General features: G+C 71.7%; 15 protein-coding genes. 4 read left to right on the forward strand and 11 right to left on the reverse strand.

The genetic code is table 11. From position 1 onward, the window contains the following. Nucleotides 1–17: 17 nt before the first annotated feature. The 10 genes from GTY58_RS09135 to GTY58_RS09180 form a co-directional block, all read right to left on the reverse strand. Nucleotides 18–689: a GntR family transcriptional regulator gene (locus tag GTY58_RS09135; protein WP_037645866.1), complete on the reverse strand. Its 672-nt coding sequence runs from the start codon at nucleotides 687–689 to the stop codon at nucleotides 18–20. Nucleotides 690–758: 69 nt separating this feature from the next. Further along, nucleotides 759–1760, reverse strand: a complete 1002-nt coding sequence (locus GTY58_RS09140; RefSeq protein WP_010983169.1) for a proline racemase family protein — start codon at nucleotides 1758–1760, stop codon at nucleotides 759–761. A gap of 14 nt (nucleotides 1761–1774) precedes the next feature. After that, nucleotides 1775–2665 (reverse strand): dihydrodipicolinate synthase family protein, encoded by an 891-nt coding sequence (locus GTY58_RS09145; RefSeq protein WP_010983170.1) that lies wholly within the window; start codon nucleotides 2663–2665, stop codon nucleotides 1775–1777. After that, nucleotides 2662–4161 (reverse strand): NAD(P)/FAD-dependent oxidoreductase, encoded by a 1500-nt coding sequence (locus GTY58_RS09150; RefSeq protein WP_010983171.1) that lies wholly within the window; start codon nucleotides 4159–4161, stop codon nucleotides 2662–2664. The genes GTY58_RS09145 and GTY58_RS09150 overlap by 4 nt, the downstream gene beginning before the upstream one ends. Further along, a complete protein-coding gene (locus GTY58_RS09155) occupies nucleotides 4151–4450 on the reverse strand; it encodes a (2Fe-2S)-binding protein (RefSeq protein ID WP_010983172.1) in 300 nt (99 codons plus the stop codon). Before GTY58_RS09155 ends, GTY58_RS09150 begins: the two co-directional genes overlap by 11 nt. Beyond that, nucleotides 4447–5694, reverse strand: a complete 1248-nt coding sequence (locus GTY58_RS09160; RefSeq protein WP_010983173.1) for an FAD-binding oxidoreductase — start codon at nucleotides 5692–5694, stop codon at nucleotides 4447–4449. The genes GTY58_RS09155 and GTY58_RS09160 overlap by 4 nt, the downstream gene beginning before the upstream one ends. Nucleotides 5695–5790: 96 nt before the next feature. Next, nucleotides 5791–6606, reverse strand: a complete 816-nt coding sequence (locus GTY58_RS09165) for an ABC transporter permease (protein WP_037645865.1) — start codon at nucleotides 6604–6606, stop codon at nucleotides 5791–5793. A gap of 22 nt (nucleotides 6607–6628) precedes the next feature. Further along, complete coding sequence (locus tag GTY58_RS09170; RefSeq protein WP_010983175.1) at nucleotides 6629–7522, reverse strand: ABC transporter permease; 894 nt, start codon at nucleotides 7520–7522, stop codon at nucleotides 6629–6631. 7 nt (nucleotides 7523–7529) lie between these two features. Continuing rightward, on the reverse strand, nucleotides 7530–8729 hold the full coding sequence (locus tag GTY58_RS09175; protein ID WP_037646147.1) for an ABC transporter substrate-binding protein: 1200 nt from the start codon (nucleotides 8727–8729) through the stop codon (nucleotides 7530–7532). Between the two features lie 70 nt (nucleotides 8730–8799). Further along, on the reverse strand, nucleotides 8800–9837 hold the full coding sequence (locus GTY58_RS09180) for an ABC transporter ATP-binding protein (protein WP_010983177.1): 1038 nt from the start codon (nucleotides 9835–9837) through the stop codon (nucleotides 8800–8802). 113 nt (nucleotides 9838–9950) lie between these two features. Between GTY58_RS09180 and GTY58_RS09185 the strand changes: the two genes are divergently transcribed. Then, nucleotides 9951–10697: a GntR family transcriptional regulator gene (locus tag GTY58_RS09185; RefSeq protein ID WP_037646143.1), complete on the forward strand. Its 747-nt coding sequence runs from the start codon at nucleotides 9951–9953 to the stop codon at nucleotides 10695–10697. 38 nt (nucleotides 10698–10735) lie between these two features. Next, nucleotides 10736–11533, forward strand: a complete 798-nt coding sequence (locus GTY58_RS09190; protein WP_010983179.1) for a hypothetical protein — start codon at nucleotides 10736–10738, stop codon at nucleotides 11531–11533. Nucleotides 11534–11587: 54 nt separating this feature from the next. Here the strand turns inward: GTY58_RS09190 and GTY58_RS09195 are convergent, their stop codons facing one another. Continuing rightward, nucleotides 11588–12256, reverse strand: coding sequence for a hypothetical protein (locus GTY58_RS09195; protein ID WP_010983180.1), 669 nt, complete (start codon nucleotides 12254–12256; stop codon nucleotides 11588–11590). Between the two features lie 252 nt (nucleotides 12257–12508). Between GTY58_RS09195 and GTY58_RS09200 the strand changes: the two genes are divergently transcribed. Together GTY58_RS09200 and GTY58_RS09205 are read left to right on the forward strand one after the other, a co-directional pair. Beyond that, complete coding sequence (locus tag GTY58_RS09200) at nucleotides 12509–13165, forward strand: helix-turn-helix transcriptional regulator (protein ID WP_010983181.1); 657 nt, start codon at nucleotides 12509–12511, stop codon at nucleotides 13163–13165. 32 nt (nucleotides 13166–13197) lie between these two features. Then, the gene (locus GTY58_RS09205; RefSeq protein WP_010983182.1) at nucleotides 13198–13728 is read left to right on the forward strand and encodes a hypothetical protein; all 531 of its coding nucleotides are present in this window, start codon (nucleotides 13198–13200) and stop codon (nucleotides 13726–13728) included. Nucleotides 13729–13737 lie beyond the last annotated feature (9 nt).

Raw genomic sequence — 13737 nt, forward strand, 5'->3', positions numbered from 1 at the left:
CCGTTTGCGTAGCGGTGTCAGGGGGCCACCCAGAGTCCGCGCACATGGCCGAGGTGCCGGGTCGTCACCTCGCGCGCGGCCTCGGTGTCGCGGGCCAGCAGCGCGTCGAGGAGTTCGAGGTGCTCCTCGGCGGAGGCCCGCAGCCGGCCCGCCCGGGCGAGGGCGGTGAGTCCGTACAGGCGGGAGCGGCGCCGTAGGTCCCGTACGACGTCCACGAGGTGGTCGTTGCCGGCGAGCGCGAGCAGCCCCAGGTGGAAGCGCAGGTCCGCCTCGACGTACGCGATGAGGTCCCCGGCCGTGGCGGCGGCGACGATCTCCCGCGCGACCGGGCGCAGCGCCTCCAGCTCGGCCGGGTCGGCGGTGAGCGCGAGGCCCGCCGTCGTCGGGATCTCGATCAGCGACCTGATGTGCGTGTACTCGTCGAGCTGTTTCTCGGAGACCGCGGTGACCCGGAAGCCCTTGTTCGGGACGGTGTCGACCAGGCCCTCCTTCGCGAGGTCGAGCATGGCCTCACGCACCGGGGTCGCGGAGACCCCGAAGCGGGCGGCGAGGCCGGGCGCCGAATAGACCTCCCCGGCGCGCAGCTCACCGGCGATCAGCGCGGCCCGCAGGGCGTCGGCGACCCGCTCCCGGTAGCTGGGCTTCCTGCCGCCCAGCGTGGGCAGGGCGGGGCTGTGCTGCGCGGCCATCGCGGTCTTCCTCCTCGGGGCGGGGTCCCCGGGCACGGGGGCCGGGTCACCGGACATTATCGACGCCGCCTACAGCACGAACCCCGCCGGGAAGGGGTCCTCGGGGTCCAGCAGGTACTGGGCCGTCCCGGTGACCCAGGCGCGCCCGGTGAAGCTGGGCAGGACGGCGGGGATGCCGGCCACCTCGGTCGTGCCGAGCAGCCGGCCGGTGAACCGGGTCCCGATGAGGGACTCGTTGACGAACTCGGTGCCGAGCGGAAGTTCACCGCGCGCGTGCAACTGCGCCATACGGGCGCTGGTTCCGGTGCCGCACGGCGAGCGGTCGAACCAGCCGGGATGGATGGCCATCGCGTGCCGGGAGTGGCGGGCGTCGGAGCCGGGCGCGACGAGGTGGACGTGGTGGCAGCCGCGGATGGACGGGTCCTCGGGGTGGACGGGCCCGCCGTCCGCGTTGACGGCGTCCATCAGGGACAGGCCCGCCTTGAGGATGTCGTCCTTGCGGGACCGGTCGAAGGGCAGTCCGAACTCCCCCAGCGGCAGGATCGCGTAGAAGTTCCCGCCGTACGCGAGGTCGTACGTCACCGTGCGGCCGTCGGCGAGCGTGGCCTTGCGGTCGAGGCCGACGCAGAAGGACGGCACGTTCTTGAGCGTGACGGCCCGGGCGGCGCCGTCCTCGACCGCCACCTCGGCGACGACGAGGCCCGCCGGGGTGTCGAGGCGGATCGTGGTGACCGGCTCGACGACCTCGACCATGCCGGTCTCCACGAGCACGGTCGCGACGCCGATCGTGCCGTGGCCGCACATCGGCAGATAGCCGGAGACCTCGATGTAGACGACGCCGACATCGCAGTCGGGGCGCGCGGGAGGCTGGAGGACCGCGCCGCTCATGGCCGAGTGACCGCGCGGCTCGTTCATCAGCAACTGCCTGATGTCGTCGCGGTGTTCACGGAAGTACAGGCGCCGTTCGTTCATGGTCGCGCCGGGGATCGTGCCGATGCCGCCGGTGATCACCCGGGTCGGCATGCCCTCGGTGTGCGAGTCGACGGCGTGCAGGACGAGTTTGCTGCGCATCTGCCGGCCTCCCCTTACGCGAGCCCCGCCGCCACGGCCTTCTCCGTGGCGGCGCGGACGGCGGTCTCCTGCTCGGGCAGCAGCGGGACGCGCGGCGGGCGTACCGGGCCGCCGTACCGCCCGACGACGTCCATGGACATTTTGATGGCCTGCACGAACTCGACCCTGGAGTCCCAGCGCAGCAGCGGGTGCAGCTGCCGGTACAGCTGTGTGGCGGTGGCGAGGTCGCCGTCGACGGCCGCGTGGTACAGCTCGACGCTCGCCGCGGGCAGTGCGTTCGGGTAGCCGGCCACCCAGCCCTTGGCGCCCGCGACCGCGAGTTCCAGCAGGACGTCGTCCGCGCCGATCAGCAGATCGAGTTCCGGGGCGAGTTCGGCCAGCCGGTAGGCGCGGCGGACATCCCCCGAGAACTCCTTGACCGCGTGGATGTACCCCTCGCCGTGCAGCGCGGCGAGCAGTTCGGGCACGAGGTCGACCTTGGTGTCGATGGGGTTGTTGTACGCGACGACCGGCACGCCCGCCTTGGCGACCTCCGCGTAGTGGGCGCGTACGGAACGCTCGTCGGCCCGGTAGGCGTTCGGCGGCAGCAGCATGACCGCCCGGCAGCCGGCGTCCCGGGCCTGTTCGGCCCAGCGCCGGGCCTCCGCCGATCCGTAGGCGGCGACCCCGGGCATCACCCGCGCGCCGCCGACGGCGGACACGGCCGTCTCGACGACCCTGGCGCGCTCCTCGGGGGTGAGCACCTGGTACTCACCGAGCGAGCCGTTCGGCACGACTCCGTCGCAACCCTGCTCGACGAGCCAGGCGCAGTGCTCGGCGAACTTGTCGTGGTCGACGGCGAGGTCGGCGGTGAGCGGGAGCGCGGTGGCGACGAGCACGCCGCGCCAGGGGCGGTGGACGGTCATGAGGGTCCTCTCTGGGTGAGGTGATCGTCGGCGGGGGCCTCGGCTCGACGGCCGTCCGCGGGGGCCTCGTCCCCGTGGTCGGCGGTGGGAGCCTCGCTCCGGTGGCCGTCGGCGGCCCGGGCGAGTACGCCGAGCGGTACGGGTCGTGCGAACGGCCCACTGGACGGGGCGAGTTGGCATCCGGCGAGTCCGGCGACCGCGGGCCCGCACATCCGGCCCTGGCACCAGCCCATCCCGGCGCGGGTGAGCAGCTTGACGGTACGCAGGTCACCGGCGCCGAGCTCCTCGACGGCCTCCCGGATCGCACCGCCGGTGACCTCCTCGCAGCGGCAGACGACGGTGTCGTCGGTGACCCGGTCGCTCCAGTGGGCGGGCGGCGCGTACACGGTGTCGAGCACGGCGGCGAACTGCCGCAGTCGGGTACGGGACTTGGCGGCCGCCGCCCAGGCGCGCGGGTCGGGTTCGCGGCCCGCGAGCCGGGCGGCGATCGACCGTCCGGCGATGTGCCCCTCGGCGAGCGACAGCGCGGCGCCCCCGATGCCGGTGGTCTCGCCCGCGGCCCATACACCGGGGACGGAGGTGCGCTGTTCCTCGTCGACGGAGACGTTCAGCCCGTCGACGCGACAGCCGAGCGTCTCGGCGAGGTCGGTGTGCGGGAGCATGCCGTGTCCGACGGCGAGGGTGTCGCAGAGGATGCGCCGCTCGGTGCCGGTCCGTACGCGTCCGCCGGCATCGAGGGCGGCGACGGTCACGGCTGCCAGCCGCTCACCGCCGTGCGCCTCGACGACGGTGTGCCGGCCGAGGAACTCGACACGGTGCCGCAGGAGCCGAGCCGCGTACCGGGCGCCTTCGGGCAGCTTGACCGCGAGAGCGCGCGCATGCCGTACGAGCGTCTTCGGGTCCGCCGCCTCCACCAGCGCCGCGACCTCGACGCCCGCCGCGGCCAGCCCGGTCGCCACGGGCAGCAGCAGCGGCCCGGTGCCGGCCACGACCGCGGTACCGCCCGCCACCGCGAGGCCGCCCTTGAGCATCGCCTGCGCCCCGCCCGCGGTCAGTACGCCGGGGAGGGTCCAGCCGGGAAACGGCAGCACCTTCTCGTAGCCGCCGGTGGCGAGGAGGACGGCGTCGGCGTGGACGACGACCGGGCTCTCCGCACGAAGGGCGTGGACCGTGAAACCCGTCGACTGCCTTTCCACGAGCCACACCTGATGTTCGGTCAGGTGCTTGACTCCTCCTGTTCCGACCTGTGCGGCGAGCCCGTCGCGCAGCCGTTCCCAGGTCCGCCACCGATGGTGCAGAACCTGCGGTCGCCGCGCCTCGAGCGCGGGGTCGGGCCGGCGGTAGAACTGACCGCCCGCCTGGGCAGCCGAGTCGATCAGCGTGACGCGCACTCCGCGCGCGCCCGCGGCCAGGGCGGCGGCGAGGCCCGCCGGGCCCGCGCCGATCACGGCCAGCTCAGCCCTGGCCGATTCAGCCCTGGCCGGCTCAGCCCTCATGGCCGGTTCCCTCCTGTGTGCGGATCACATCGCCTGGCCGCACCCGTACCAGGCAAGCCCGTTGGTTCGGGGCGCCGTTGACGCTCAGCAGGCAGTCGAAGCAGACGCCGATCCCGCAGAACACCCCACGCGGTCGGCCCCCGCCCCGAGTGGTGCGCCACGCGGTCACGCCCGCCGACCACAGCGCGGCGGCGACCGTCTGCCCGGGAAGCGCCTCGATCTCGCGCCCGTCGAAGGTGACGGCGAACGCCGCCCCCGGCCGCGCGTGGACGAGTCTCAGTGGATTCACGGCGTCTCCTGGTCCTCGCGGCGATCCGCACCGCGGTGCGCAGGACGGTCCGGAAGAGCGCCCGGAAGGCCGTCCTGGGAACGGTCGGGGAAGTGGCCGGAAAAGCGCTCGGGCCGGAACGGCGTCAGGTCCAGGTCGGGGTCCCGGCCGGCCAGCACCTGGGCGATCAAGTACCCGGTGCCGGTGGCCAGTCCGATGCCCGCGCCCTCGTGCCCGCAGGCATGGAAGAGCCCCGGCACGCGTGCGTCCGGGCCGATGGCCGGCAGATGGTCGGGAAGGTACGGGCGGAAGCCCACGTACGCCCGTACGGCGTGCACCCCCACGAGGAACGGGAACAGCCGGGTCGCGCCCGCGGCCAGCTCCCGCACGACCGGCAGTGAGAACGTGCGGTCGAAGCCGACCCGTTCACGGCTGGCACCGATCAGTACCGGCCCCGCCGCCGTGCCCTCGACGACCGGCGAGGTCGCGAGGGCCGCCGAGTCGCTCGCCACATCGGCGACATAGTCCGCCGCGTACACCTTGTGCCAAATCATCCGCGGCAGCGGCTCGGTGACGAGGACGAAGCCGCGCCGGGGCAGTACGGGCAGCCGGACGCCCGCGAGCCGCGCCACTTCGCCGCCCCAGGTGCCGGCGGCGTTGACGACGGCGGGGGCGTGGATGTCGCCCCGGTCGGTGCGCACTCCGCGTACGGAACCGTCGGGCGTCCGCAGCACGGCGGTGACACTCGCGCCGGTCGCCGGCCGGGCCCCCGACGCCCGGACCAGGTGGGCGGCGGCCAGTGCCGGCATCACCTGCGCGTCCTGCGGATACCGCACCGCACCCGCGAGGCCCGGCGCCAAGTGCGGTTCCAGTTCGCGCAGTTGGTCGGCGGCGGCGGGACTCACCTCGACCCCGGCGGCCGACTGCCGGGCCGCCAGATCCGTGAGAGCGGTCAGCGCCTCGGGCGTCTCGGCGACGACCAGACCGCCCTTGGCCTCGTACTCGACGGCATGGCCGAACCCCGGCCGCCGTTCGACGAGTTCGGCCCACAACCGGCCTGAGAGCAAGGCGAGTTCGAGTTCCGGCCCCGGTTCCTTGTCGGAGACGAGCAGATTGCCCTCGCCCGCACCCGTGGTGCCGCCCGCCACCGGACCCCGGTCCACCAGGGTCACGTCCAGACCCGCCCGGGCCGCGTAGTAGGCGCAGGCCGCGCCCACCATGCCTGCCCCGACGACCACAACATCGCAGGTCAGTGGCGAAGTCACGCCAGTACTATGTCACACACCACACCTGTCGCCAAGGGTGTCGACGCCCCTCCGGGCAGCCGACGGGGACGGGGACCCGCCCCAGGGCCTGTCGCCCTAGATCCGGCTCTCGGTCGCCGTGTCCGCGGACAGCCGCTGGGCCACGTAGATCGGGAGTACGGAGAGGAGGACCAGGACCGCCGCCACGACGTTCACCACCGGTGCCTGCTGCGGTCGCGTCATGTTGTTGAAGATCCAGATCGGCAGGGTCTCGATGCCGGGACCGGCCGTGAACGTCGTCACCACGATCTCGTCGAAGGAGAGCGCGAAGGCGAGCAGCCCGCCCGCGAGCAACGCCGAGCGCACCAGCGGGAAGGTGACGTCGGCGAAGGCGCGGAAGGTGTTCGCACCCAGGTCCATCGCCGCCTCCTCGTACGAGCCGGAGGTGCGGCGCAGCCGGGCGACGACGTTGTTGAAGACGACGACGATGCAGAAGGTGGCGTGGCCGACGACCACGGTGAACATGCCGAGTCCGACGCCCAGGGGCTCCAGGACCGTACTGAACGCCGAGTTGAGCGCGATGCCCGTGACGATGCCGGGCAGCGCGATCGGCAGGACGACCACGAAGGAGATGGCGTCGCGGCCGAAGAAGCGGTGCCGGGCCACCGCGAAGGCGATGAGTGTGCCCAGCAGCAGGGCGATGGCCGTGGCGCCGAGGCCCGCCTTGACCGACACCCACAACGCGGCGCGGGCGCCCTCGCTCCCCCAGGCGACCGACCACCAGTGGAGGGTCAGGCCCGACGGCGGCCAGCTCGCGCTGCGGTCGGAGTTGAAGGAGTTGACGAGGACGAGCGCGAGCGGGACGTAGATGGCCGCGAAGCCGCATCCGGCGGCGACGCGCAACGCGATGCGCGCGGAACGGGACAGTTGCACGGCAGGGCTCCTAACGGGCTGATCAGAGGCTGCTGAGCGCACCCGTGCGGCGCATCGCGAGCAGATAGACCACGATGACGACGACGGGGACCGTGCCGAGTGCGGCGGCCATGGGCAGGTTCAGTTCGATGTTGGAGTAGACGAGGTTGCCGATCAGCTGGGTCTTGCCGCCGACGATCTGCACGGTGATGTAGTCACCGAGACTGAGCGAGAAGGTGAAGACCGAGCCGGCCGCGACCGACGGCAGGACCATCGGCAGCACGACCGAGCGGAAGGTGCGGCCGGCCCGCGCGCCCAGATCGGCGGATGCGTCGAGGAGGTTGGCGGGCAGCTGCTCCAGCGCCGTGTGGATCGGCAGGATCATGTACGGCAGCCAGAGGTACGTCAGGGTGATGACCGTCGCCGGCAGGCCGAACCCCGGACCGCTGAGCCCGAACGGCTTCAGCATCCAGTCGGCGAGCCCGTCCTGGGAGAGGATGAGCCGCCAGGCGTACACCTTGACCAGGTAGCTGGCCCACAGCGGGGTGAGGATCGCGACCACGAGGAGCGGACGCCACTTCGGCTTGGCCAGGCGGGCCGTGTAGAAGGCGACCGGGAAGGCGATCACCGCGCACAGGACGGTGACCGCGAGCGCGACGCCGACGCTGCGCAGGATCACCTGGCGGAAGACGGGGGTGGTGAACAGCGTGTGGAAGTTGTCGGTCGACCAGACCTTCACGACCTCGGAGGTGAAGGAGTTCGTCGTCCAGAACGCGGAGATGAACAGCACGCTCAGCGAGCCGAGATAGAGCACGGCGAGCCAGAGCAGCGGTGCGGTCAGGAGCAGGGACAGCCTGAGCCGGGGGCGGCGGTGCAGGGTCCCGGCGAGCCGCCGGACGGGGGTCCGTCCGGCGGCTCGCGCAGTGGTGGTCTTCACCGTTGTCTCAGCCCTTGATCTCGGTCCAGGCCTGGACCCACTTGGCGTAGGGCACGCACTTCACGTCGGTACGGCCGTCGAGGCACTGCTCGATGGGCGTGTTCCAGAAGGCGGTGTCCTTCCAGTAGCTCTCTTCGGTGGCGTGGAAGGTGTCGCAGAAGTTCTTGTCGCTGGTCTCGTCGCAGGCCTTGGCGTTGGCCGGAGCCTCACCGAAGTACTCGGCGACCTGGGCGTTGACCTTCGGTGAGATGATCCAGTCCAGCCACTTGTAGGCGCAGTTGGGGTGCTTGGCCTTGGCGGAGACCATCCAGGTGTCGGACCAGCCGGTGGAGCCCTCCTTCGGCACGACCGCCTTGACCTTGGCGCCCTCGTCGGCGGCGAGGTTGGCGATGACCTGCCAGGTGGTGCCGACCACGGAGTCGCCGCTCTTGAAGGCGGAGATCTCCTTGAGGTAGTCGCCCCAGTACTCGCCGACGTTCGCGTTCTGCTTCTTCAGCAGGGCGACGGCCGCGTCGAACTGCTTCTGGTCGAGCGCGTAGGGGTCCTTGATCTTCAGTTCGGGCTTGGTGGCCTTGAGATAGAGCGCCGCGTCGGCGATGTAGATCGGGGAGTCGTACGCCGTGACATGACCCTTGTACCGCGAGGCGTCGTCGAAGACGGCGGACCAGGAGGTCGGGGCGGGCTTCACCTTCTGCGTGTTGTACATCAGCAGGTTGGCGCCACGGCCGTGCGGGATGCCGTAGGGCGTGCCGTCGACGGAGTTCCACGCCTGCTTCTTCAGGCCGCTGAAGACGTCCTGGTAGTTGGGAACGAGGTCCGTGTTGACGGGAGCCGCGTCACCGGAGGCGATGAGGCGCAGGGAGGCGTCGCCGGACGCGGACACGGCGTCGTACTGGCCGGTCTTCATCAGCTTGACCATCTCGTCGGAGCTGGCCGCGACCTTGGAGTTGACCTGGCAGCCGGACTGCTTCTCGAAGTCGCTGACCCAGTCGGTCTTGGGGTCGTTGGAGCCGTCCTCGACGTAGCCGGCCCAGGCGACGAGGTTGACCTGGCCCTCCGTCTTGCCGAGCTTCGACTGCGCCTTGAGGTCGGGCGGGTTGAGGCCCGTCGACGAGGACGAGCCGCCCGAGTCGGACGATCCACAGGCGGTGGCCGCGAGGAGCACCGCGACGGCGGCGGTGGCCTGGAGGGTTCGGGTGAGACGCACGACGTTCTCCATACGTGACGGGGGACTGAGCGGTGGGGTCAACACGTGACGGCAGGGGTGAGCGGTCGGGTCAACCGGCTTCGGGGACCCTGAAGGTGTGGCCGCGGTGCCACTGGAGGGTGACCCGGGTGCCGCGATACGCGGCGACGTCCGCGGAGGAGGTCTCCAGGTTCTGCTGGAGGGCGGTGAGCCGGCCGCCCGCGTCCAGGTCCACCAGGAAACGGGTGACGTCTCCGAGATAGACCACCTCGACGACGGTGCCAGTGGCGGTGGAGTACTGCGGGTCGCCCGCGTGGGCGGACTCCCCAAGGACCCGGATCTTCTCGGGCCTGATGCTGTACGTGCCGGGGGCGCCGACGATCCGCTGTGCCGACTCGCCCGACAGGAGGTTCGAGGTGCCGACGAACGAGGCCACGAACGGGGTCGAGGGGCGCTCGTAGATCTCGGCCGGGGTGCCGACCTGTTCGATGCGGCCCCGGTTGAAGACGGCGATGCGGTCGCTCATCGTCAGGGCCTCCTCCTGGTCGTGGGTGACGAACACGAAGGTGATGCCGACCTCGCGCTGGATCGCCTTGAGTTCGACCTGCATCTGCTCGCGCAGTTTGAGGTCGAGGGCGCCGAGCGGTTCGTCGAGCAGCAGCACACGGGGGCGGCCGACCAGGGCGCGGGCGAGCGCGACCCGCTGGCGCTGACCGCCGGAGAGCTGGGATGGGCGCCGGGTGCCGAACGCTTCGAGGCGTACGTCGGCGAGTGCCTTGCGGGCCCGGGCGAGCCGCTCGACCCTGGGCACCTTGCGGACCTTGAGGCCGTAGGCGACGTTCTGTTCCACGGTCATGTGCGGGAACAGGGCGTAGTCCTGGAAGACGGTGTGCACGTCCCGTTCGAAGGGGGCGAGCCCGGTGACCTCCTGGCCCGCCAGCTCTATCCGGCCGGCGGTGGGGCTCTCGAAGCCCGCGATCATACGCAGGACGGTCGTCTTGCCGGAGCCGGACGGGCCGAGCATCGAGAAGAACTCTCCGTCGGCTATCTCCAGGTCGACGCCGGTCACGGCGGCGGTATCACCGAACACCTTCCGCAGTCCCTGCAGCCGGATCGCGCGTGCCTCCATGGGCGGGAACCTTTCTGGTGCACTCTTACGTTAAACGAAAAGATATGAAGTCATAGTTCAAAGCTCAAGACCCCCTTAGGGTAAAGGTTGAGTCAACGCACAAGGTGGTGGCCGTGAAGCAGCCCGTCAACAGGAACGCCGGCGGCGCCCGGAGCGCCGTCTTCACCCCGGTGGACAGCCGGGCACGAGTGGAGACGGTCGTCCGCCGGCTCGGCGACGCCATCGAGCTCGGGCTGCTCGCCGACGGGGAGCAGCTGCCCGGCGAGAGCGAGCTGGCCGGGCAGCTCGGCGTGTCCACCGTGACCCTGCGGGAAGCGCTCATGGCGCTGCGGCAGCAGGGGCTCGTCACCACCCGCAGGGGACGCGGCGGCGGCAGCTTCGTCTCGCTGCCCGCGATCCCCGGCGAGGAGCGGCTCAGGGTGCGGCTGGCCGGCTGGAGCACGGAGGAGCTCCGGGACCTGGGCGACCACTGGGCGGCCGTGTCGGGCGCGGCGGCCCGGCTCGCGGCGCAGCGCACGGAGCCGGACGACCTCCAGCAACTGCGCCGCACGCTCGAGGAGTTCGATCAGGCCGAGGACGCGGCGGCGCGCAGCCGCGTCTACGGCCGGTTCCATGTGGAGTTGGCCGCGGCCGCGCAGTCCGCCCGGCTCACCCGCGAGCAGGTCGCGCTGCAGACGGAGGTCGGGGCGCTGCTGTGTCTCGTACTCGGGGACGACGCCTACCGTCAGGAAGTCGCCGGCCGTCACCGCGCCGTGATCTCGGCGGTGCAGGATGGGGCCGACGACACGGCCAGAGCACTGGCCGAGCGGTGTGTACAGGACTCCACGGCGCGGCTCATCACGCTGCGCCTCGCCCTGTAGCAGCGTCGAACCCGGTCCCCGTGCGCTGGAGGGCGCCCATGAGCAGGAGTCCCGGTCCGGCCGGTGCGGCGGCGACGCTGGATGTGTCGCCGCAGGCGCGGGTGGCGGCGCAGGCGCGGGTGGCGGCGCAGGTGCGTTCCGCGCTGGAGGCGGTGTTCGAGGCCGTCGAGGAGACGCGGGCGGACACGGCGGCGTTGCTGGCGCAAGTGGCCGGGCTGGGTCGTCGGCCGGCGACCGTGGATCTGGCCGGGCTGCGGCCGGGGCTTCATCTGCGGCTGGCGCGGCAGGAGCTGGTCTCGGGGGTGGGGTTCGTGGCCGCGCCGGGGCTGCTGGGCGATGTGCCGACGTGGCTGGAGTGGTGGCAGACCGGTGCGGACGGGGCGCTGCGGCCGTTGCTGCTCGACCTGGACCCGCGGCAGTCGGCGTACTCGGATTACACGCACTGGGACTGGTTCGCGCTGCCCCGTGACACCGGGCGCCGGGCGGTGGCCGGGCCGTATGTGGACTATCTGTGTTCCGAGGAGTACAGCCTCACCCTGTCCGCGCCGGTGCAGGTGGAGGGGCGGTTCGCGGGGGTGGCCGCGGCGGATGTGTATCTGCGGCACTTCGAGACGGCCGTGATGCCCCTGCTGCAACGGCTGCCGGGCCCGGCGCACCTGGTCAACGCGCGCGGCCGGGTCGCCGCGTCCGCCGACCCCGCACACCTGGCCGGCTCCCTCACCAAGGGCCCCGACTTCGCCGCCGTCCTCACCCAGGCCCGGCCGGAACACTTCGACGGCCTGCACCTGATGCCCTGCGACGGCGTCCCCCTCGTCCTCGTCATGGCCGAGCGGTGAGCTCCGGCGCCGTCGGCGACCTGAACGCCGACGGAGCCGGAGTCTCGAACCGCCTCACCTCTCCGGTGAGGGCACCACGCTGAGATGGTTCGACGTGCGGCCCGCGCGACGCGGCCTGCGAGGGCCGTCCGCCGGGCGGCGCGCCTCGCGCAGCACCAGCGTCATCCTCGTATAGCCCATGTCCTGAAGGGTCCTCGGGGTCTCCCCCACCACCCGGCAGTCGGTGCCCCAGCGCGGATCGGGGTGCAGCAGCGGGCGTACGGCACCGTCGTGCTCGACGGCGTTCGCCCCCACCGCGCGGATCCAGTGCGGCAGGCCGTGACGGTAGGCGGCTTCCATGATCGGGTCCTGGGCGATGTCCCGGCGGATGGACAGCAGACCTCGGTCCTGGCCGTGGCGCTCCACCGCGGCGGCGAAGTGCGCCAGCATCGGCAGGCACCAGCTCGACTCGTGCTCGCCGAGGATCGTGGCCGCGTCCGGGTGGAACAGCACGAACCGGAGGAAGTTGTCGCCCGGCATGGCCGTCGGGTGCGGCCCCACGCCGCCGAAAAGTGTCTCGAACGCGGCGTTGGACAGGACGACGTCCCAGCGGTGGTCGAAGACCACGGACGGGAAGGAGACGGATTCGAGGAGCGCGGCGTAGTCCTGCAGATACGCCTGAGCCTCCACACTCGCGGGGACGGGTCGCGGCGCCGGCCGCTGCCCACCTGCCTGATACGCCATCGGGAGGTCACCCCTCTTGCCCTTGCGGCCTTCACGCGGCGCCCTGATCCTGCTTCCCGGAGCAGAGTCATGTCAACTATCGTGGCATTTGGCGCGCGTTGACGGCTGAATCTCGCCACAGTTGTGGCGAGACCTGGATGTGAGTTCGAACCAACCGCTAATCTCCCGATGGTTCCTGACCATCACCGGATGGTGCCGGATCAGCATGAGAGCCGTGTGAGAGACCTGAGAAGAGACGTAGGAGATCTGTCGGTGACGGATGGCCTGGAAGTTCCGGACGCCACGGCGACGGTTCTGCTGCCGGCCGTCGTGGCCCGTGTCGCAGCCCTGGCCGACCGGCTGGGCGTGGCGCACGCGGAGGTCTTCGACGTCGGCCGCCTCTCGGTCGCCTCGGGCGTCCCGGAGCCCGTGGTGAAGGCCCTGCTGAGCGGGCGCCCCGCCGGTGAGCCGGATCTTCAGGCCCGTTTCCTCCAGCGGCTCGACCTGCTGCGCCGCACCCGGCTCAAGCCCAACAGGCGCCGGTACACCCAGCAGGAGATCGCCGACGGCGCGGGCATGTCGCGCCAGCAGGCGGGGGCCCTCATCAACGGGGACCGCCGCCCCACCATGGAGCACTGCGACGCCATTCAGCGCTTCTTTAGGGTGCACGCCGGATTCCTCACGGCTGAGGACCCCGAGGCGCTCGCGGGCACCCTCCAGCGCTCCGAGCAGGAGCTCCTCCAGCAGCTCGCCGACCGGGAGCGCGCGGCGGCCATGGCCGTCGACGACCCGCTGGAGCGGCTGTTGCAGGACCACGGCGTCCGCGGAATCGCCTGGCGGGCCGCGCAGCTGCCCACCGACCAGCACCGCGACAAGGTGGCGGAGTGGCTCGACATGCTCCTGGAGAGCGTCAAGCGGCCCGAGTCCTGATCCGGGGGAGAACTGTGGGCATCGGAAGGGAAATGCGCCGCCTGTGCGGCGAGTTGGTCGCGGAGCTCTCGCTCCCGGCGCCGGCGGAGCCCGCCGACCTCTACGCCGCGCTGTGCGACGGCATGAGCAGACGCCGCGGCCGCCCCGTCCAGTACCGTACGGCCGCGTTCCCGCCCGGGACCGCGAGCGGGCTGTGGCTCGACATGGCCGACCAGGACCTCGTCGTCATCGAGGAACGCACCGCTCCCGACCACCAGTTGGTGATCCTCGGCCATGAACTGTGGCACATGAAGGCCGGGCACTGCAGCCACCACGTGGAGGGCGCCGCCGTGGCGGCCCGTCTGCTCAGCGACACCGCGGATCTTCAGGCGACCGTCCTGAAGGTCGCCGCGCGAACCCGCTTCGAACTCTCGGACGAGAAGGAGGCCGAGAGCTTCGGTCTGCTGCTCGCCAGCAAGTGCCGCAGATGGCTGGCCGGTTCGTCGCTGCGGGGGCCCGTGCGCCGCGACGACGTGGCGGGCCGGATCGAGGCGTCGCTGGGCTATCGCGGGCCGCAGGGCTGAAGACGCTTC

Source organism: Streptomyces sp. SID5469 (genome assembly GCF_009862865.1).
Taxonomy (GTDB): domain Bacteria; phylum Actinomycetota; class Actinomycetes; order Streptomycetales; family Streptomycetaceae; genus Streptomyces; species Streptomyces avermitilis.